Genomic DNA, 19,045 nt, shown 5'->3' with positions numbered 1-19,045 from the left:
TTGTGGGGAGTCTCAATGAGTGGTCTGATCGCGTCACCTGTTCCTGACACATCGGGTGAGTACGTCGTGCTGCTGGACGAGAACGGGCAGGCATCGGGCACGGCGGCCAAAGAGGCACTGCACACGGCCGAGACGCCCCTGCACCTGGCCTTCTCCTGCCACATCGCGAACTCAGCCGGCGAGCTGCTCGTCACCCGCCGGGCTCTGGGCAAGCGCAGCTGGCCCGGCGTCTGGACCAACTCCTTCTGCGGCCACCCCGCACCGGGCGAGAGCATCGAGGCCGCGCTCGTGCGCCATGGCCGGAGCGAGCTCGGGTTGCAGCTGGACCCGGTCCGCCACCAGCTGACGCTCGAGCTCCCCGACTTTCGCTACCGGGCCGTTGACCCCGCGGGGATCGTCGAGAACGAGATCTGCCCCGTCTACACGGCCATGACCGACGAGATCCCGACACCGAACCCCGCCGAGGTGATGGAGCTGGCGTGGGTGGCGCCGGAGTCGCTGGCGACATCCATCGCCAGCACCCCGTGGGCGTTCAGCCCCTGGCTGGTCTTGCAGACAGCCGCACTCGAAGGGAGAATGCGGCCATGACCATCGTCATGAGTCGCTTCGTGACCGCCGAGGATGCCGCCCGGATCGAGGGCGTGCTGGCCGGGCACTGGCAGAAGCGCCGCGCGGCGGCCGAGGCCTTCGGCGAGGACTACTCCCGGCTCTGGGCGGCGATCGAGCGGTCGGCCCACGGTGGCAAGCTGCTGCGGCCCGCTCTCGTGCTCTGCGCGTATGAGGAGCTCAGCGTCGACGCCGCGCCGCTCCGGGGCGCCGCGGTCGAGCTGGCCGCCGCCTTCGAACTGCTGCACACCGCCTTCCTGCTGCACGATGACGTCATCGACAACGATTTCGTTCGCCGCGGCCAGAGCAATCTCGCCGGCGAACGCTTCGACGAGGGCGTGGCCGCGGGGCTCGGCGCGGCAAACGCGGCACGCTGGGCCCAGGCATCCGCCATTCTCGCCGGCGACCTGCTGATCCACGATGCGCAGTCGATGGTGGCGCGTCTCGCCGTGCCCGAGCCCGTGCGACTCGGGCTGCTCGACCTGCTCGACGCCGCAGTCTTCGCCTCCGCGGCAGGCGAGCTGAGCGACGTGGGGCTGAGTGCCGGCGCCGTGAGCCCCGAGGTGCCGGCGGTCCTGGACATGACGAGATGGAAGACGGCCCCCTACTCGTTCGCGGCGCCGCTTCGGGCCGGAGCGGTGTTGGCCGGCGCGCCCGCAGAGCTGGGGCTGCTGCTGGAGCAGTTCGGCGGTCTCATCGGCACGGCCTTCCAGCTGCGCGACGACGTGCTCGGCGTCTTCGGCGACGAGCAGCTGACCGGCAAGAGCACGATCGGCGATGCCAGAGAGGGGAAGATGACGGCGATGATGGCTTTTGCCCGAACCACGGCCAGCTGGGCCGAGTTGCGACTGCTGATCGGGCCGGGCGGGCCGGGCGACATCGATCGGGTGCGCGTGCTGCTGGTCGACTCCGGTGCACTCGGCTACGCGGAACGGTTGATCGCCGACCTCGTCGCGGAGGCGCTCGCGCTGCTCGAGCAGCCGCTCGTGCCGGCGGGGCTCCGGGCCGAGCTCGCGGAGCTCGCCCACCGGGCGGCGGTGCGCGTCTCATGACCAGGCCACTGGAGCGGGGGAGCGTGCCCGCACTCGCCGGCGCCCGCGAACTGGCGCTCTACGAGCGCGCGGCGCACCGGGGGGCCGCCGTCGTCATCCGGGAGTATTCGACCTCTTTCGGCTTGGCCAGCCGGCTGCTCGCCCCGCAGATCCGGCCCGAGATCGAGAACATCTACGCCCTGGTGCGGGTGGCCGACGAGATCGTCGACGGCACCGCCGCCGCCGCCGGGTTGAGCATCGCCCAGCAGCGGGAGTGCCTCGACGCCATGGAGGCCGAGACCGTTCGTGCACTGCAGCGCGGCTACAGCAGCGACCTCGTCGTGCACGCCTTCGCGCTGAGCGCGCGACGCGCCGGCATCACCGCGGAGCTGCTCAGCCCCTTCTTCGCCTCGATGCGCCGCGACCTCGATCCGGCGCCGTTCGGCGCGGAGGAACTGCGCGACTACATCTACGGCTCCGCCGAGGTGATCGGCCTGATGTGCCTGCGGGTGTTTCTGAACGGGGAGTACATCAACGACAACGAGCGCAGGCGGTTGGAGCACGGCGCCCGTCGGCTCGGTGCCGCGTTCCAGAAGATCAACTTCCTGCGCGACATCTCGGCCGACTTCACCGCCCTCGGCCGCCGCTACTTTCCCGGCGTCGACCCGCTGGCCATCACCGAGGAGCAGAAGGCGAACATCGTCGCCGGCATCCGGGCCGACCTGTTCGCGGCCGATGCGGTGATCCCGCGGCTGCCCGCCAGCTGCCGGAGGGCGATCCGCGCGGCATCCGCATTCTTCGCAGAGCTCACCGACCGCGTCGACGCGACGCCAGCGGCCGCGCTTGCCGGCCAACGGGTGCGCGTCCCGGGGCCGCAGAAGGTGCGCATCCTGGCCGGCGTGCTGCTGAGGTCACGATGAGCGCGCCAACCGCCAGCGTGATCGGCGGCGGCATCGCCGGGCTGGCGACGGCCGCGCTGCTGGCAGCAGACGGCTACGACGTCACGCTGCTCGAAGCACGCGGCGTGCTGGGCGGCCGGGCCGGGCTGTGGGAGGCCGACGGCTACCGCTTCGACACCGGGCCGTCGTGGTACCTGATGCCCGAGGTCTTCGAGCACTTCTACTCCCTGCTCGGCACCTCCGCAGGCGAGCAGCTCGCGTTGGAACGGCTGGACCCCGGCTACCGCGTCTTCGCCGAGACCGGCGCTGCGCCGATCGACATCGTGGCCGACTTCGAGGCCAACGTCGCCCTGTTCGAGTCGATCGAGCCCGGCGCGGGAGCCGAGCTGCGCCGCTACGTCGCCTCGGCCTCTGACGCCTACGAGCTGGCACTCGGCCGCTTCCTCTACAACACCTTTGACGACCCGCGCAGCCTGATCGGGCCCGAGGTACTGCGCCGCGCGCCCGCGCTCGCGGGTCTGGGCGCCCGCTCGCTCCACGGCCTGATCCAGAAGCACGTGCGCGACCCGCGTCTGCAGCAGGTGCTGGGCTACCCGGCCGTGTTCCTCGGCTCCTCTCCGTTCGAGGTGCCGAGCCTCTACCACCTGATGAGCCATCTCGACTTCGGCGACGGCGTCTACTACCCGCAGGGCGGCTTCAGCACGATCATTGACAGCATCGCGGGGCTGGCCGAGTCGGCGGGTGTTCGTGTGCTCACCGGGGCGCAGGCCACCGAGATCACGACGGATGCCGGCAGCACGGCTGGCGGCAGTGCCGCCGCACGGCGCGCCAAGCACGGCCGGCGCCGGCGCCGCCCACGCGCCGCCGCGACAGGGGTGCGCTACCGGGACGCACAGGGTGCGGAGCACGAGATCCAGAGCGACATCGTGGTCTCGGCCGCCGACCTCCACTTCACCGAGACGGCGCTGTTGTCGCCGGAACTGCGGAGCTACCCAGAGGAGTGGTGGGAGCAGCGCAATCCGGGTCCGGGGGCCGTGCTCGTGATGCTCGGCGTGCGCGGCGCGCTGCCGGAGCTCGAGCACCACAACCTGTTCTTCGTCGACAACTGGGAGGACAACTTCTCGGCGATCTACGGCAACCCGAGCTTCGTCCCGGAACCGGCATCCATCTACGTCTGCCGGCCCAGCGCCACAGACCCCGGTGCGGCACCGCCCAACCACGAGAACCTGTTCGTGCTGGTGCCCGTGCCGGCCGACCCGGAGATCGGGTCGGGAGGGCTCGGCCGCAGCGGCTCCGCGCGCGTTGAGCGGGCCGCGGACGCGGCGATCCAGCAGATCGCACAGTGGGCCGGAATCCCCGATCTGGCACAGCGCATCGTGCTGCGCCGCACCGTGGGCCCGGCAGACTTCGCCGAGGACCTGAACTCCTGGCGCGGCGGTGCGCTCGGCCCCGCGCACACCCTGCGGCAGAGCGCCTTCTTCCGCGGCCGGAACAGCTCCACCTTTGTCGACGGGCTCTACTACGTCGGCGGCAGCACCATCCCCGGCATCGGGCTGCCGATGTGCCTGATCAGCGCGGAACTCGTCATCAAGAAGCTGCGCGGCGACCGGAGCGGTGCGCCGCTGGCCGCGCCGCTCTCCGCGCACGCGGCGCGCACCGCGGCCGGGGCGGCCCCGCGATGAGCCTGCTCTACCTCGCGTTACTGCTGGCCTCGCTCGGCTGCATGGTGGTGCTGGACCGCCGCTTCACGCTGTTCTTCTGGAGCGAGCCGCGCCGTGCTGCCCTGGTGCTCGCGCTCGGGACCCTCTTCTTCGTGCTCTGGGACATCGCGGGGATCGCCCTCGGCATCTTCCTGCGCGGGCAGAACGAGATCTCGACCGGCCTGCTGCTCGGGCCGCACTTTCCGGTCGAGGAACTCGTCTTCCTCGTCTTCCTCTGTTACCTGAGCATGGTGCTGTTCCGGGGAACGCAGCGGTTGCTCACCGCGAGGAGGCCGGCATGACGTACACGGTGCTGAACCTGGTGATGCTCGCCGTGGTGCTGCTGGTCGCGGCATCCGCCCTGCTGCTGCGGCGGCCGGCCCGGCTCGGCACGGCCCTCGCGTCCGCGGGCGTCACGGCCGCGGCGCTGTTCGTGCTGACGGCGCTGTTCGACAGCCTGATGATCGCCGGCGGGCTGATGGAGTACAGCGGGGAACACCTGCTTGGCTGGTCGATCGGCCTGGCCCCGATCGAGGACTTCGCCTACCCGCTGGCGGCCGTCATCCTGCTGCCATCGCTTTGGGCGCTGCTCGGCCCGGCGCGCCGCCCGGTCACAGTCAAGGAGAGCGCGGATGTCGGCTGAGAGCAGCACGAGGCAGAGCCCGCCCAGCCAGAGCCTGCCCCGCCAGCTGCTGCTGGCCTCGCGGCCGCTGAGCTGGATCAACACGGCGTTCCCTTTTGCCGCGGCCTACCTGTTGAGCACTGGCCGGATCGACGCGGCCCTCGTCATTGGCACGCTGTTCTTCCTGGTGCCGTACAACCTGGCCATGTACGGCGTGAACGACGTGTTCGACTACGCCTCCGACGTGGCCAACCCACGCAAGGGCGGCGCACACGGCGCACTGCTGGCGCCTCGGCTGCACCGGGCGACGCTGCTGGCCGCCGTGCTGCTCTGCGCCCCGTTCGTGCTGGCGCTGGTGCTGCTCGGCTCGCCGGCCTCCTGGCTGGTGCTCGCGGTGAGCCTGTTCGCGGTGGCCGCCTATTCGGTGCCCGGGCTGCGCTTCAAGGAGATCCCGGTTCTGGACTCGCTCACCTCGAGCACCCACTTCGTCTCGCCCGCCGTCTACGGGATCGTGCTCGCCGGCGCGCCGTTCGGCCCGGTGGCCGTCATCGTTCTGCTCGCCTTCTTCCTCTGGGGCGTCGCGAGCCACGCCTTCGGCGCCGTGCAGGACGTGCAGCCAGACAGGGCGGCGGGCATCGGTTCGATCGCGACGGCGCTCGGCGCGGCGGCCACCGTGCGCGTGGCGCTGGCCTGCTGGGCGGTGGCGGGGGTGGTGCTGCTCCTGCTGATTCCGCTGGGCTACGGCTGGCCCGGCGCCCTCGCGGCCCTGCTCGTCGTGCCCTACCTGGTGCTGGCCTGGCCGTACCGCTCGGTGAGCGACGCCGACTCGGCGGCGGCCACGGGCGGCTGGCGGCACTTCCTCTGGGTCAACTACGCGGTCGGGTTCCTCGCGACGCTCCTTCTCATCTTCAGCGCAGTCGATACACGTAGTCTGTTCGGGTGACCGCAAACCCCCGTATTCGCCCCCGTCGTCTGCGCGCCAATCCCGGGATCCGCCGCCTCGCCTCAGAGACGCGCCTCCACCCGGCCCAGCTGGTGCTCCCGCTCTTCGTTCGTGAGGAGGGTGGCCCGATGCCGATCGCCTCGATGCCGGGCGTCGTGCAACACACGCTCGACAGCGTGAGGGGGGCGGTTCAGGACGCCGCGGCCGCCGGAATCGGCGGCGTGATGCTCTTCGGCGTGCCCAGCGTGCGCGATGCGACGGGCAGCGGCGCCACGCACCCGGACGGCATCCTCAACCGCGCCACCCGGGTGGTCGCAGACGAGGTCGGCGACGCACTCGTCGTGCAGACCGACCTCTGCCTGGACGAGTTCACCGACCACGGCCACTGCGGGGTGCTGGACGCCCTCGGCCGGGTCGACAACGACGCGACGCTCGAGCGCTACCGCGAGATGGCGCTGGTGCAGGCGGCATCCGGCTCGGCGCTGCTCGGCCTCTCCGGCATGATGGACGGCCAGGTGGCCGCCGTGCGCGAGACGCTCGACGGAGCCGGGTTCGTCGACACCGCCATCCTCGCCTACTCGGCCAAGTACGCCTCGGCGTTCTACGGTCCGTTCCGCGATGCCGTCGAGTCGACGCTGGACGGCGACCGCCGCAGCTACCAGCTCGACCCCGGCAACCGTCGGGAGGGTCTGCGCGAGGCCATGCTCGATATCGAGGAGGGTGCCGACGTCGTCATGGTGAAGCCGGCAGGCAGCTACCTCGACGTGCTCGCCGACGTCGCAGCCGCCAGTGATATTCCAGTTTGGGCATATCAGGTGTCCGGCGAGTACTCGATGATTGAGGCCGCCGCCATGCAGGGCTGGATCGACCGCAAGCGCGCCGTGCACGAATCGGTGCTCGGCATTCACCGGGCCGGCGCCGACGTCGTGCTCACGTACTGGGCCACCGAACTCGCCGGCTGGCTGAACAATGGAGACTTCGCATGAGCACCAACGAGAACCTCTTCGAGCGCGCCCAGGCCGCCATCCCCGGCGGCGTGAACTCGCCGGTGCGCGCCTTCCGCTCCGTCGGTGGCACGCCGCTGTTCCTCGTCGAGGCCTCCGGGGCCTACGTCACCGACTCGGCCGGCCGCCGCTACGTCGACCTCGTCGCCAGCTGGGGTCCCGCCATCCTCGGCCACGCCCACCCGCAGGTAGTCCGTGTGGTGCAGGACGCGGCAGCCCGCGGCCTCTCCTTCGGCGCCAGCACGCCGGCCGAGACCGAGCTGGCTGAGCTGATCGCCGAGCGCGTCGCCCCCGTCGAGAAGGTGCGCCTGGTCTCGACCGGCACCGAGGCGACGATGACCGCCATCCGCCTCGCCCGCGGGTTCACCGGCCGCGAGCTGCTGGTGAAGTTCGCCGGGCACTACCACGGCCACTCCGACGGCCTGCTCGCCGCCGCCGGATCCGGTCTCGCCACGCTCGCGCTGCCGGGCTCCGCCGGGGTGACCGCAGCGACGGCGGCGCAGACACTCGTGCTGCCCTACAACGACCTCGACGCCGTGCGCGCCGCATTCGCCGAGCACGGCGACAACATCGCCGCCGTCATCACCGAGGCCGCCGCCGCCAACATGGGCGTCGTCGCGCCCGACCCCGGCTTCAACGCGGCCCTCGCCGACATCGTGCACGCCCACGGCGCGCTGCTGATCATGGACGAGGTGCTCACCGGCTTCCGCGTCGGCTCGGCCGGCTACTGGGGCCTGGAGAATGCGCACGGCCAGAGCTACGCGCCGGACCTGTTCACCTTCGGCAAGGTCATCGGCGGCGGCCTCCCCGTCGCCGCGCTCGGCGGCCGCGCCGAGGTGATGGACTACCTCGCCCCCCTCGGCCCGGTCTACCAAGCCGGCACGCTCTCCGGCAACCCGGTCGCCGTGGCCGCCGGTCTGGAGACCCTGCGCCTGGCCGACGACGCGCTCTACGCCCAGCTCAACGCGAGTGCGCTGCTCATCTCGGAGGCCGTCTCTGCCGCACTCGCGGCGGAGGGCGTCGCCCACCACGTGCAGCGGGCGGGCAACCTGTTCAGCTTCGTGTTCGGCGCGCACCTGGCATCCGGCGCCCGATCCTACGCGGAGGTGCTCACCCAGGAGGCGTACCGCTACCCGGCGTTCTTCCAGTCGATGCTGGCCAGCGGCATCTCGCTGCCGCCGTCGGTGTTCGAGGCCTGGTTTGTCACGGCTGCGCACGACGACACCGTGATCGCGCGCATTCTCGAGGCGCTGCCGGATGCCGCCAAGGCGGCGGCCGCCGCGCAGCCGGAGTAGCCGGGGAGCAGGGGCGGCGCCCGACGGCGCTGCCCCTGAGTTTTGCCACACGGCGCTGCCACACAGTGCATCGTCACCGCATTGTGAGGTTTCGCACAAGGCGAATGTCGGTAGCTCTTGGCAGACTAGGGGCATGGCTTCATTGCGTGTGCACCCCGACCGGCTTGAGATTCAACTCACCCCCGCCGAGAAGGCGCTTGCGCTGCGCCGGGACGAGATCTCGGTGCCGCGGTCTGCCATCCGCTCCGTCACAATCACCGATGACCCGTGGATCTGGATCCGTGGGATTCGGGCGCCCGGTTCGCTCGTTCCGCTGGTGCTCGCCGTCGGCACCTGGAAGTTTCACGGCGGCAAGGATTTCCTCGTCATCAAGAACAAGCGCCAGGCCGTCATCATTGATATTGCCGATGGGGAATATGCCCGCCACATCGTCAGCACCAACCACGCGGCTGAGCTGGTGCGGGCACTGAACGTGAGCCCCGGCGACGCCGAGACAGCTGCCCTGGCCGCGGCCGCGGCGCAGGCAGCGGCCGGCGCGGGCGCCGAGGGGGCTGCGCCCACGAAGGACCCGAAGGCCCGTGCCGTGCGGCTGCCGCGCCTCGCCCGCGCCGCCAAGACGAAGGCACCCGATGCGCAGGGAACTGCCGCGCAGAGCGCTGACGCGCAGGGCACTGCCGCGCAGAGCGCCGACGACGCGAGCTCCGAACCTGCGAGCTCCGCGGTGGCGGATGCCGACGCGAAGAGCGCGGTGGCCGACGGCACCGAGAACGCGTAACTGGTCGAACCAGTTACGACCGGGTTCTCACAACCACTCCACCTGCACCGGCACGCCGAGGTGGCGGCCGTAGGCCTCCGTCGACCGTTCGACCGCGGCGCGCTCGGCGGACGACATCGCCCGCAGGCGGTCGACAACGACCGTCGCGTCGCGGGCCCGCAGCACGTGCTTCCATTGCGCGGCCATGACGCCGTCGACCAGCACGGTGTGCAGCAGTGTGCCGCCGGCGAATTCATATTCCGATAACTGCATGAGCACCTTGCTGGGCGTGTACGACATCACGTACTCGTCGTAGCCCTGCACGAGATCGACGCGCGGCTGAAGCGTGCTCTCACCAGCCGGCGCGGCGACCGGCACTGCTGCCGGGGGTTGCCACCAGCAGTCGAAGCCCTCGACCGCCACCGGCTCGAATCGGCCGGGCTCCTGCTCGCGCACGATTGCCAGCCCCGCCCGCGCGTCGCCCAGGGTGAGCCCGCTCCACACCGCGAAGTCCTTAAGGGTGACGGGCCCGCGGGTGGCGATGAAGCGCGCGAGCAGCTCGGCCAGCGCCCGCTCCCGTTCGAACGGCCCGCCGGCATCCGGCACGCGCTCCTCGAAGAGCGCATACCCGCGCTGCTTGCCGCTGGAGGCGCCGCTGATCACGAGGCGCTGCAGTTCGGCCTCCATCATGACGAGGCTGAGCGCCAGCCCGCCGAGATCGAGCCCGTGGGCGCGGAGTGCGTCCGCAAGCTGGGGGCGGGTGCGGTGCCGCCCGCCGGCGAGCTCGGCGAGGATGAGCGCGAACGCCCGGTCGAGCGTTGTCGCGTCGACGGAGGTGCGGCGCAGATAGGCCGCATTGATGCGCTGCACGCGCGGCCCGGTCAACCGCAGCAGCCAGTCGGCGTCCGCGGGCGTCACGAAGTGCCAGGTCGGGCGCAGCACATGGGTGCGCAGGATCTCGCCGCGGTCGGCGGCGACGGCGAGGCCTGCCGCGTCTGGCGTGCCGCGCAGGCGCTGCGCGATCGCCCAGAGCGCGTAGCTGTACTCCTGTGCCTGCATGGCGACGAAGCGGCGCACCAGCTCGCCGGGCGGGCCGGCGCGCGGCGACCAGAGGGCGTGGTTGTTCATCCGGTGCGCGACGGCTTGGCTACGGCTCAGCTGCGCGGTCACGGCGGCCGGCCCTACGCGCGGACGTTGACGACGGTGCGCCCGCGCACGGTGCCGGCGAGGATCGCCTCCGCCGCCTCCGGAACGGCTGCGAGGCCGATCTCGGTGCTGAGCTCGTCGAGCAGCTCAAAGCGCGTCTCGGCGGCCAGCCGCATCCAGGCCGCCTCGCGCAGGGCGAGCGGGGCGTCGACCGAGTTCACGCCGAGCAGGTTCACCCCGCGCAGGATGAACGGCAGCACCGTGCTCGGCAGCTCGACGCCGGCGGCCAGGCCGCAGCTGGTGACGGATCCGCCGTAGCCGGTCTGGGCGATCACGTTGGCGAGGATCGTGCCGCCGACGGAGTCGATGGCGCCCGCCCAGCGGGTGCTCTGCATCGGGCGGCCGGGCTCGGAGAGCTCTGCCCGGTCGATGACGCTGCTCGCGCCGAGCTCGCGGAGGTAGTCGCCCTCTGACTCCGCCCGGCCGGATGCCGCCGTCACGCTGTACCCGGCGCGGGCCAGCAGCATGATGGCCACCGAGCCGACGCCGCCGGCCGCGCCGGTGACCAGGATCTCGCCGGAGCGCGGGCCGATGCCCTGCTTCTCCAGCGCCATCAGCGAGAGCATCGCGGTGAAGCCGGCCGTTCCGATGGCGGCGGCCCGGCGGGCGCTGATCGCGCTGGGCAGGCGCACCAGGGAGTGCGGGCTGACGAGGGCGCGCTCACTGAGCCCGCCGTGCAGGCCCTCGCCGAGGCCGGCGCCATTCAGCACGACGCGCTCGCCCGCAGCCCAGCGCGCGTCGGGGCTGGAGCGCACCGTGCCGACGACGTCGATGCCGGCGATCAGCGGGGTGCGCCGCACGACGCCCGGGCGCCCGGCGACGGCCAGGCCGTCCTTGTAGTTGACGCCCGAGTACTCGACGTCGAGGGCGACGCCGCTCTCGAGGGTGATCGCGGCCGGGTGCTCGTCGCTGCCGGCGGTGAGGAAATCCTGGTCGAGAGTGCGCAGCGTGCCGCGCTGCCGGGGGCCCGTGCCCGCGACATCCGCCACGGAATCGACGACGATGGCCCGGAACTGATCGCTCATGCCCCCAGCCTAATCAGCGGGGCCGGTTCAAGCCGGGGGCATGGGCGATCCGATCACGTGACGTCGCGGCGCCAGCTGGTGAAATAGCCGGCGACGGTCGTGACGATGGCGATGGCCAGCAGCACGAGGCCGCCCTGCCACCAGAACAGCGTCTCGGCGGAGCCGCCGGGCATGGCGACCGAGTAGAAGCTCGCGCCGACGAGGGAGTCGCTCGCCGCGCCGGGCAGGAAGCGCGCGATGTTGGCGGTGACCTCGTTGAAGGAGGAGACCAGGCGCAGCACGGGCTCGAGGAACTGGGTGAAGGCGATCACGATGATCAGCGCGGCGACCTGGCTCGGCACGAGCGCGCCGAGCCCGACGCCGACAGCCGCCCAGAGCGCCATCGCCAGCACGCCGCGGCCGACCATCGCCCAGGTGTCCGAACTGTCGAGCGCGGTGTCGAGGTTGAAGGCACCGAGTGCCGCGGCACCGAGGCCGACCGTCGACGCCCAGGCGATGACGCCGAACAGGGCGCCGACGAGCAGCATGGCGACGACCTTCGCACCCAGCACGATGCCGCGCCGCGGGGTGGCCAGGAACGTCGGGGTGAGCGTCTGGTGCCGGAACTCGCCCGTGACGGCAAAGGCGCCGAGCAGCACCGGGAACACGTAGCCGATCGAGGACGCCATGCTGTAGATCACGGCGTGCAGGTTCATCCCGGGCGGGAGCGGGCTGACCCCGGCAGCGGAGGCGTCGCCGCCGCTGGCGGCCCAGCCGAACAGTGCGCCGAGCCCGCCGGCCATGACGCCGACGTAGAGGAAGAGGACGAGCGCCAGGATCCACCAGAGGCGGGTGCTGAACAACTTGAGGAACTCGGCCGAGAGGGCGCGGGTGAAGGTCATCGCTCGCCACCTCCCGCGATCAAGCTGAGGAAGGAGTCTTCCAAGCCGGTCTCCTGTCGGTGCAGAACGCTGATCTCAACACCGGCCGCGAAGGCGATGTGTCCGATCTGGGCGGGGTCGGATGCCGCCACGAGCAGCCCGGCCCTGGCCGGGGCGTGGCTGAGGCCGGCCGCTGTGAGCGCGGCGGCGAGTGCCTCGGGGGTGGGGGAGTTGACGATGACGTGCGGGGTGGCTTCGGTGTCGAGGCTGGAGAGCGGGCCGCGGTGCACGAGCTGGCCCTTGGCGATGATGACGACGTCGTCGACGCTCTGCTGCACCTCGCTGAGCAGGTGGGAGCTGACCAGCACGGTGCGGCCCTCTGCCGCGAGCTCGCGCAGGAACAGCCGGATCCACTTGATGCCCTCAGGGTCCAGGCCGTTGATCGGCTCGTCCAGCACGAGCACGCCCGGGTCGCCGAGCAGGGTGCCGGCCAGACCGAGGCGCTGGCGCATGCCGAGCGAGTAGCCGCCGACGCGGCGATCGGCGTACTCGCTGAGCCCGACCTTGTCGAGCACGATGTCGGCCCTGGTCTTGTCGAGGCCGGCCGCGGCGGCGTAGACGCCGAGGTGGTTGCGGGCGGTGCGCCCCGGGTGGAAGCTGGCCGCCTCGAGCGCCGCGCCGACCGCGGTGAGCGGGTTCGGCAGCTGGCGGTAGGGAACTCCGCCGAAGGTGGCGGTTCCGCTGGTGGGTCGCACGAGGCCGAGCAGCATGCGCAGGCTCGTGGTCTTGCCTGCACCGTTCGGGCCGAGGAAGCCGGTGACCCGGCCCGGCTCCACGGTGAAGGAGAGGTCGTTGACGGCGTTGACGGCGCCGAAGCGCTTCGTCACCCCGGCGAACTCGATGGGCACTCCGATGGGCATGGAATCCTCTCTGCCTTGTGCTCGGCAGGGACCCCCGCCACGCCTCCACCCTATTGAGGCCCCGGCGCCCGCTGCATCCGTCGCGCGGGGGATTCTGCGCCAGGCCCGTCACCCGCTCGGCCGGTCGGGGGAGACGCCGCACGATCAGCCGAGTTCGAGCGTGTACTCCGTGTCGAAGTCGTCGTACCAGACAGTCACGGTCACCGGCCGCACAGCCACCTCCGACGGCAACTGATAGATGTGCGTGGTCGCCCGCAAGTCTGCCGTGCAGGGGTTGCGCGGCGACTGGCCGAACTCGATCCGCACACTGTCGTCGCCGAGGATCTGCAGTTCACCGGCGACAGCCGGGCAACTGCCGCTTCCCATCGTGACCACCCCGAACTCTGTGTCGCTCACCCATCCGACGACGGGCACACCATCGAGAAGATCGGGATTCGGCCCCTCCCAGCCGTCGGGGATTCCGCGTTCGACTCGCTCCGCGTGCGACCCATCGCCGAAGACGCCTGGCCCGGGCAGGCCCGTCGCGCACCCCGTGAGCGTGAACAGCCCGGCCACCACCGCCACTGCGCCCGCAACCGTCCCAAATCGAAAAGGCTTCATGTGGAGATCGTGTCACGACGCCGGCGATGCACGGCAGCGGAGATCATTTCGTTACAGACGTGAAGCGGGGTGGAGCAGTCACGCGGTGGGACGCGCGGGGCAGTCGAAACCCGCCAAGCAGCGGTCGCTGTCCACCGGCTTCCGTGGAGGTGGCTGCCGCGTTTCGCGGCGCTTCGTGTCGCGCTATGCGTGCGGCGGGCGCTGCAGCCCGGCCACGACCGACTCCGCGGCATCCGTGCCCAGGTGGATGATCTCGTTGGCTGCGCCGACGTGCACGACGCGCGGGGTGAACGCGATTGCCTCGTCGCTCGGCATCAGTCCGTAGGCGATGATGATGACGACATCGCCCGGGTGCACGAGGTGAGCGGCCGCGCCGTTGATGCCGACGACGCCGCTGCCGCGCTCGCCGGCGATCGTGTACGTCTCGAGCCGGGCGCCGTTCGTGACGTCGACGACGGCGACCTGCTCGCCGGGCAGGATGCCGGCCGCCTCGAGCAGGTCCCGGTCGATCGTGATCGAGCCGACATAGTCGAGGTCGGCGTGGGTGACGGTCGCGCGGTGGATCTTGCCGCTGAGCATGGTTCTGAGCACGAGCATCCAGCCTACTCGCGCTCCGCAGCGGGCATCGGCGCGGTGGCGGGCGCTCGGGCTAGTTGAGGGCGCGGGTGTCGGCCGGGATCTCGCCGCCGGCGTAGAGGGCGCCCGCGACATCCTGCAGCGCGGTCAGGGCGACGCGCTGCACGTACGGCCCGTAGGAGACGCGGGCGACGCCCAGCTCGGCGAGGCGGGCGGGGGAGGGCAGCAGCGGCAGCCCGATCACGCTGAGGCGGCGCGGGCCGAAGGCCTCGACGAGCTCTGCAACGACGTCCTCGCCGAAGTTGCCCGGCACGAACACGCAGGCGGCGCCGGCGTCCAGGTAGGCGCGGCCGCGCTCGATGGCGTCGGCGACGATCACCTCGAGCGGGCGGTCGCCGCCGCGCAGGAACGCGTCGGTGCGGGCGTTCAGCACGAACGGGACGCCCTCGGCCGCGCCGGCGGCGACCACCGCGGTCATGGCGGCGACGGACTCGGCGAGGGGCTTCAGCTCGTCCTCGATGTTCGCGCCGACGACGCCGAGGGCGATCGCGCGGCGGGTGGTGTCACCGGCGTCGCCGTAGCCGGCCTCGAGGTCGGCGGTCAGCGGCAGCTCGGTGCTGGCCGCGATGCGGCCGACCATGTCCAGCATGAGCTCGCGGGGGATGGCCTCGCCGTCCGGGTAGCCGAAGCTCGCCGCGATCGAGTGGCTCGCGGTGGCCAGGGCGCGGGTCTCCGGCAGGGCCGCGACGGCGCGGGCGCTCACCACGTCCCAGACGTTGACGAGCTGCAACAGCTCCGGTGCCTCGTGCAGGCGGAGGAGGTCGGTGGCGCGGGCGGCGGTGGTGTCGATGTCGGTCATGCCCCTCACCGTAGCCGCGGCACCTGCTGCGCGGTCGGCGGGAAACGGACCTCACCGTCGCCGGCCGAGGCGAAGCCGCGCAGCTCAGCGCTCCGGCGGCGTAGGGTAAAAGCCATGGAAGGAGCCGAGTCGGTTCGACAGCCAGAGGAAAGTTAGGTTAGCCTATCCAATGTTGTCTCGGATTGCCTGGCGACGGCTTCGGCCCGCTCCTGGTTCACCCGCCCCGCGGCACGTCGGCGTTGCGCACTGCAGCCCCCAGAAACCCCACCGCATTGGAGCACCCTCATGACGCACGCCCAGATTCGACCTCTTGGCGCCCTCGCGCTCGCCGCGGCCGGCGCGCTGCTCTTCGCCGGCTGCGCCAACCCGCAGGGCGAGGCCGGGACGCCTCCGCAGGCAACCGAGAAGGCTGCGAGCGAGATCACCGTCACGCACGCGCAGGGCGAGACCGTCGTCCCGGTCAACCCGCAGACCGTCCTCGTGCTCGACTTCGGCGTGCTCGACACCCTCGACGCGCTCGATGTCGATGTTGCCGGTGTGCCCAAGCAGAACCTGCCGACCTACCTCACGAGCTACGCGGGCGACGACTACGTTGACCTCGGCTCGCTCAAGGAGCCCAATTACGAGGCCGTCAACGCCGCCGCCCCCGATCTCATCATCGTCGCGCAGCGCTCGGCATCCGCTCTTCCCGAGCTCAGCGCCATCGCGCCGACCATCGACCTCAGCACCGACCCGGCCGACTACCTCGAGAGCTTCCGCGCCAACGCCGAGACGCTGGGCGAGATCTTCGAGAAGCAGGACGAGGTCGACACCGCCTTCGCGGCCATCGACGAGAAGATCGCCGCCGTGCAGAAGCTGACCCCGGATGCCGGGACCGGCCTCATCGTCATGACCAACGCCGGTGAGGTCACCGCCTTCGGCCCGGGCTCGCGCTTTGGCTGGCTGCACACCGAACTCGGCCTCACGGCCGCCGTGCCCGACGTCGACGCCTCCACGCACGGCGACCCGATCTCGTTCGAGTTCATCCGCGAGGCCAACCCCGACTGGCTCTTCGTCGTCGACCGCGATGTCGCCGTCGGCGAGTCCGGTGGAGCCGCCGCGCTCACCGTGCTCGACAACGAGGTTGTCGCCGGCACGACCGCATGGCAGAGCGACCAGGTCACGCAGCTCGACGGCACCGCCTGGTACATCGTGATCTCCGGCCTCACCGCCATCAACACGATGATCGACGAGGTTGCCGACGCGCTGGCCTAGGCCGTCCCCCCTCCCCGCATCGTGAGCTCTGACACCGCCAACACACCGCCCCGCGCCACGCGGGGCGGTGTGTTGCGCGCCCCGACGGCGGGCGGGCGGCCGCCTGCGGCGCACCCGGCCGACCGCGCCCGCTCGCCGTGGCTGCTGATCGGAGCCGGCACCCTGCTCGTGCTGCTCGCCGTCGTCAGCACGTTCATCGGCGTCAGCGATGTCACCCCCGCGTCGCTCCTGGCTGGCGGCATCGACGGCGAGGCCATGCAGCTGCTGTTGGCCAGCCGCCTGCCGCGCACCCTGGCGCTCGTTCTCACCGGGGCGTCGATGGCCATCGTTGGCATGCTCATGCAGCTGCTCGTGCGCAACAAATTCGTCGAGCCGAGCACGGCGGGCACCACCGAGTCGGCCATGCTCGGCCTGCTCGTGGTCACGATCTTCGCCCCGTCGATGGGCCTGCTCGGCAAGATGGGGGTCGCGGCCGTGTTCGCGCTCGCCGGAACCGGCCTCTTCCTGCTGATCCTGCGGCGCATCCCGGTGCGCTCGATCGTCTTGGTGCCGCTCGTCGGCATGATGCTCGGCGGAATCATCGCCGCGGTCACCACCTTCTTCGCCTACCGCCTTGACCTGCTGCAGAGCCTCAACACGTGGATGACGGGCGACTTCTCCGGCGTGCTGCGCGGCCGCTACGAGCTGCTCTGGCTGGCGTTCGCGATGACACTGGTCGCCTGGCTCGCCGCCGACCGGTTCACCGTCGCCGGGCTCGGCCAGGAGTTCACGACGAACCTCGGCCTCAACTACGGCCGCGTCCTCACGCTCGGCCTCGTGATCGTCTCGATCGTGACCGCCATCGTCGTGGTGACCGCCGGGGTCATCCCGTTCCTCGGCCTCGTCGTGCCCAACGTCGTCAGCATCATCTTCGGCGACAACATGCGCCGCACGCTGCCGTGGGTCGCGCTGATCGGCGCCATCTTCGTGGTGGCCTGCGACATCCTGGGTCGCGTGCTGCGCTACCCCTACGAGATTCCGCTCGGCATCGTCGTGGGCGTCGTCGGCGCAGCCCTCTTCCTCTACCTCCTGCTCAGAAGGTCGAGCCATGCCCACTAGCCCACCACTTCTTCGGCGCGGGGCGGATGCCGCGTCGCCGGCGTCATCGCGCGCCGCCCGCGCCCGTGCGTCTCTGGCCGCGGCGCTGCGTTCGCCGCGCGTGCGCGTTGCACTGCTGGCGCTGGCAGCCCTGGCATCCATCGCCCTGTTCCTGTTCGTGGGCATCACCGGCAGCTGGGACTTCGCGATTCCGTTCCGGGGGCGCAAGGTGGCGGCCATGGTGCTGGTGGCCGTGGCGATCGGCGTGTCGACCGTGCTGTTCCAAACGATCACCGCCAACCGCATCCTGACGCCGTCGATCATGGGGTTTGACGCGCTGTACCTGCTCGTGCAGACGACGCTGATGTTCGTGTTCGGGGCGTCGGCCTTCACCAGCGTCGACTCGCGCCTCGTCTGGCTGGGCGAAGTGGCGCTGATGGTGGGGTTCGCCGGGCTGCTGTTCCGCTGGCTGTTCGTCGGCGCCAAGCGCAGCATCTACCTCCTCGTGCTGGTCGGCATCGTCTTCGGCGTGTTCTTCCGCAGCCTGGCCAGCATGATGCAGCGCATGCTCGACCCCGCCGCCTTCGCCGTGCTGCAGGACAGCTTCTTCGCCACGTTCAACGCGGTCGACCCGGCGCAGCTCTGGCTCTCGGCGATCGCCGTCATCGCCGTGTGCGTCGTGGCGCTGCGCCTGCTGCCCGTGCTCGATGTGCTCAACCTGGGCGAGGAGCAGGCCATCGCTCTGGGCGTCAACCACCGGCGCACCGTCACGATCCTGCTCGTGCTGATCGCGATCCTGGTGGCCGTGTCGACCTCGCTGGTGGGCCCCATCACCTTCTTCGGGCTGATCGTGGCCAATCTCGCGTACCTCATCGTCGGCAACAGCCGGCATGCGCTGGTGCTGCCCGCCACGATCTTCCTCGGCGTGATCTGCCTCGTCGGCGGCCAGTTCGTGCTCGAGCAGGTCTTCGGCCTCGGCACGGTGCTCAGCGTCGTGATCGAGTTCGTCGGCGGCATCCTCTTTATCGTCCTGCTTCTCAGAAAGGGCATTCGATGATCAGCATCAGCGGAGTCACCAAGCGCTATGGGCGCACCGCCGTCGTCGACGACGTCTCACTCGAGCTCGGCGGCTCCGGCATCACCTCGTTGATCGGGCCGAACGGCGCGGGCAAGTCGACCCTGCTGTCGATGATTGCGCGGCTCCTGCCGATGGATGACGGCACCATCACCATCGACGGGCTCGACGTCGTCACGACGGCCGGCTCGCAGCTCGCCACCCGCATCGCGGTGCTGCGCCAGGACAACCACCTGGCCGCGCGCCTGACCGTGCGCGAGCTCGTGGCCTTCGGGCGCTACCCGCACTCCAAGGGCCGGCTCACGGTTCTCGACCGGGAGCACATCGAGAACGCCCTCGCGTTCCTCGACCTCGGCGGCCTCGAGGGCAGGTACCTGGACGAGCTCTCCGGTGGCCAGCGGCAGCGCGCCTTCATCGCCATGGTGCTCGCCCAGGACACCAAGTACGTGCTGCTCGACGAGCCGCTGAACAACCTCGACCTGCGCCATGCCGTCGAGATCATGCGCCTGCTGCGCCGCGTCGCCGACGAGATGGACAAGCGCGTCGTGATCGTGCTGCACGACATCAACTTCGCGTCGGTGTACTCCGACGAGATCATCGCCATGCAGAAGGGGCGCGTGCTCGCGCACGGCGGCATCGACGACATCATGCAGAACGCGGTGCTCGCGAACATCTACGGCATGCCGATCGACGTCTGCGAGATCGCCGGCCAGCGCATCGGCTACTACTACAGCTGAGC

At 70.9% G+C, this 19,045-nt stretch carries 21 protein-coding genes; 14 read left to right on the top strand and 7 right to left on the bottom strand.

The annotated features are described in order from the left end of the window. Window positions 1-15 precede the first annotated feature (15 nt). From idi to BLT62_RS17950, 10 genes are all read left to right on the top strand, one after another. Complete coding sequence (gene idi / locus BLT62_RS00870) at window positions 16-588, top strand: isopentenyl-diphosphate Delta-isomerase (RefSeq protein ID WP_083362360.1); 573 nt, start codon at window positions 16-18, stop codon at window positions 586-588. Then, window positions 585-1,658: a polyprenyl synthetase family protein gene (locus tag BLT62_RS00865; RefSeq protein ID WP_083362359.1), complete on the top strand. Its 1,074-nt coding sequence runs from the start codon at window positions 585-587 to the stop codon at window positions 1,656-1,658. Before idi ends, BLT62_RS00865 begins: the two co-directional genes overlap by 4 nt. Beyond that, on the top strand, window positions 1,655-2,557 hold the full coding sequence (locus tag BLT62_RS00860) for a phytoene/squalene synthase family protein (protein ID WP_083362358.1): 903 nt from the start codon (window positions 1,655-1,657) through the stop codon (window positions 2,555-2,557). The genes BLT62_RS00865 and BLT62_RS00860 overlap by 4 nt, the downstream gene beginning before the upstream one ends. Then, window positions 2,554-4,218 carry a phytoene desaturase family protein gene (gene crtI / locus BLT62_RS00855; RefSeq protein WP_083362357.1) on the top strand — a complete coding sequence of 555 codons (1,665 nt, stop codon included), beginning with the start codon at window positions 2,554-2,556 and terminating at the stop codon, window positions 4,216-4,218. The genes BLT62_RS00860 and crtI overlap by 4 nt, the downstream gene beginning before the upstream one ends. Beyond that, the gene (locus BLT62_RS00850; protein ID WP_083362356.1) at window positions 4,215-4,538 is read left to right on the top strand and encodes a lycopene cyclase domain-containing protein; all 324 of its coding nucleotides are present in this window, start codon (window positions 4,215-4,217) and stop codon (window positions 4,536-4,538) included. Before crtI ends, BLT62_RS00850 begins: the two co-directional genes overlap by 4 nt. Further along, entirely contained in the window at window positions 4,535-4,879 is a 345-nt protein-coding gene (locus BLT62_RS00845) for a lycopene cyclase domain-containing protein (protein ID WP_083362355.1), read from the top strand. Before BLT62_RS00850 ends, BLT62_RS00845 begins: the two co-directional genes overlap by 4 nt. After that, a complete protein-coding gene (locus BLT62_RS00840; RefSeq protein ID WP_083362354.1) occupies window positions 4,869-5,801 on the top strand; it encodes a prenyltransferase in 933 nt (310 codons plus the stop codon). Before BLT62_RS00845 ends, BLT62_RS00840 begins: the two co-directional genes overlap by 11 nt. Next, complete coding sequence (gene hemB, locus BLT62_RS00835) at window positions 5,798-6,787, top strand: porphobilinogen synthase (RefSeq protein ID WP_083362353.1); 990 nt, start codon at window positions 5,798-5,800, stop codon at window positions 6,785-6,787. The genes BLT62_RS00840 and hemB overlap by 4 nt, the downstream gene beginning before the upstream one ends. Further along, window positions 6,784-8,100 carry a glutamate-1-semialdehyde 2,1-aminomutase gene (hemL, locus tag BLT62_RS00830; RefSeq protein ID WP_083362352.1) on the top strand — a complete coding sequence of 439 codons (1,317 nt, stop codon included), beginning with the start codon at window positions 6,784-6,786 and terminating at the stop codon, window positions 8,098-8,100. The genes hemB and hemL overlap by 4 nt, the downstream gene beginning before the upstream one ends. 133 nt (window positions 8,101-8,233) lie before the next feature. After that, window positions 8,234-8,875 (top strand): hypothetical protein, encoded by a 642-nt coding sequence (locus tag BLT62_RS17950; RefSeq protein WP_197675154.1) that lies wholly within the window; start codon window positions 8,234-8,236, stop codon window positions 8,873-8,875. A gap of 27 nt (window positions 8,876-8,902) precedes the next feature. On the opposite strand, the gene BLT62_RS00820 is transcribed toward BLT62_RS17950, so the two are convergent. The 7 genes from BLT62_RS00820 to BLT62_RS00790 all read right to left on the bottom strand — a co-directional run bounded on the left by BLT62_RS00820 (window position 8,903) and on the right by BLT62_RS00790 (window position 14,900). Then, window positions 8,903-10,024 (bottom strand): winged helix DNA-binding domain-containing protein, encoded by a 1,122-nt coding sequence (locus BLT62_RS00820; RefSeq protein WP_156786207.1) that lies wholly within the window; start codon window positions 10,022-10,024, stop codon window positions 8,903-8,905. 11 nt (window positions 10,025-10,035) lie between these two features. Then, window positions 10,036-11,085: an MDR family oxidoreductase gene (locus BLT62_RS00815; RefSeq protein ID WP_083362350.1), complete on the bottom strand. Its 1,050-nt coding sequence runs from the start codon at window positions 11,083-11,085 to the stop codon at window positions 10,036-10,038. A 53-nt stretch (window positions 11,086-11,138) separates the two neighbouring features. After that, the gene (locus BLT62_RS00810; protein ID WP_083362349.1) at window positions 11,139-11,966 is read right to left on the bottom strand and encodes an ABC transporter permease; all 828 of its coding nucleotides are present in this window, start codon (window positions 11,964-11,966) and stop codon (window positions 11,139-11,141) included. Then, a complete protein-coding gene (locus tag BLT62_RS00805) occupies window positions 11,963-12,865 on the bottom strand; it encodes an ABC transporter ATP-binding protein (RefSeq protein WP_083362348.1) in 903 nt (300 codons plus the stop codon). The genes BLT62_RS00810 and BLT62_RS00805 overlap by 4 nt, the downstream gene beginning before the upstream one ends. Before the next feature lie 144 nt (window positions 12,866-13,009). Then, window positions 13,010-13,465, bottom strand: coding sequence for a hypothetical protein (locus BLT62_RS00800; RefSeq protein WP_156786206.1), 456 nt, complete (start codon window positions 13,463-13,465; stop codon window positions 13,010-13,012). Between the two features lie 183 nt (window positions 13,466-13,648). Continuing rightward, window positions 13,649-14,056, bottom strand: a complete 408-nt coding sequence (gene panD, locus BLT62_RS00795) for an aspartate 1-decarboxylase (RefSeq protein ID WP_083365235.1) — start codon at window positions 14,054-14,056, stop codon at window positions 13,649-13,651. A gap of 58 nt (window positions 14,057-14,114) precedes the next feature. Then, complete coding sequence (locus BLT62_RS00790; RefSeq protein WP_083362346.1) at window positions 14,115-14,900, bottom strand: isocitrate lyase/PEP mutase family protein; 786 nt, start codon at window positions 14,898-14,900, stop codon at window positions 14,115-14,117. Window positions 14,901-15,185: 285 nt separating this feature from the next. Here BLT62_RS00790 and BLT62_RS00785 point away from each other — a divergent pair, with 285 nt between their 5' ends. Genes BLT62_RS00785 through BLT62_RS00770 form a run of 4 tightly spaced genes read left to right on the top strand, consistent with a single transcriptional unit; the run spans window position 15,186 to window position 19,043 of the window. After that, window positions 15,186-16,154 carry a siderophore ABC transporter substrate-binding protein gene (locus BLT62_RS00785; protein ID WP_156786205.1) on the top strand — a complete coding sequence of 323 codons (969 nt, stop codon included), beginning with the start codon at window positions 15,186-15,188 and terminating at the stop codon, window positions 16,152-16,154. A gap of 21 nt (window positions 16,155-16,175) precedes the next feature. Next, window positions 16,176-17,252 carry an ABC transporter permease gene (locus tag BLT62_RS00780; protein ID WP_231919294.1) on the top strand — a complete coding sequence of 359 codons (1,077 nt, stop codon included), beginning with the start codon at window positions 16,176-16,178 and terminating at the stop codon, window positions 17,250-17,252. Continuing rightward, the gene (locus BLT62_RS00775) at window positions 17,242-18,288 is read left to right on the top strand and encodes an iron chelate uptake ABC transporter family permease subunit (protein ID WP_083362345.1); all 1,047 of its coding nucleotides are present in this window, start codon (window positions 17,242-17,244) and stop codon (window positions 18,286-18,288) included. Before BLT62_RS00780 ends, BLT62_RS00775 begins: the two co-directional genes overlap by 11 nt. Further along, window positions 18,285-19,043 carry an iron ABC transporter ATP-binding protein gene (locus BLT62_RS00770; RefSeq protein ID WP_083362344.1) on the top strand — a complete coding sequence of 253 codons (759 nt, stop codon included), beginning with the start codon at window positions 18,285-18,287 and terminating at the stop codon, window positions 19,041-19,043. The genes BLT62_RS00775 and BLT62_RS00770 overlap by 4 nt, the downstream gene beginning before the upstream one ends. The last annotated feature ends 2 nt before the right edge of the window (window positions 19,044-19,045 follow it).

Origin of the sequence: Microterricola viridarii, assembly GCF_900104895.1 — a bacterium.
GTDB classification, from domain to species: domain Bacteria; phylum Actinomycetota; class Actinomycetes; order Actinomycetales; family Microbacteriaceae; genus Microterricola; species Microterricola viridarii.
This window is presented reverse-complemented; position numbering and strand designations above follow the sequence as displayed.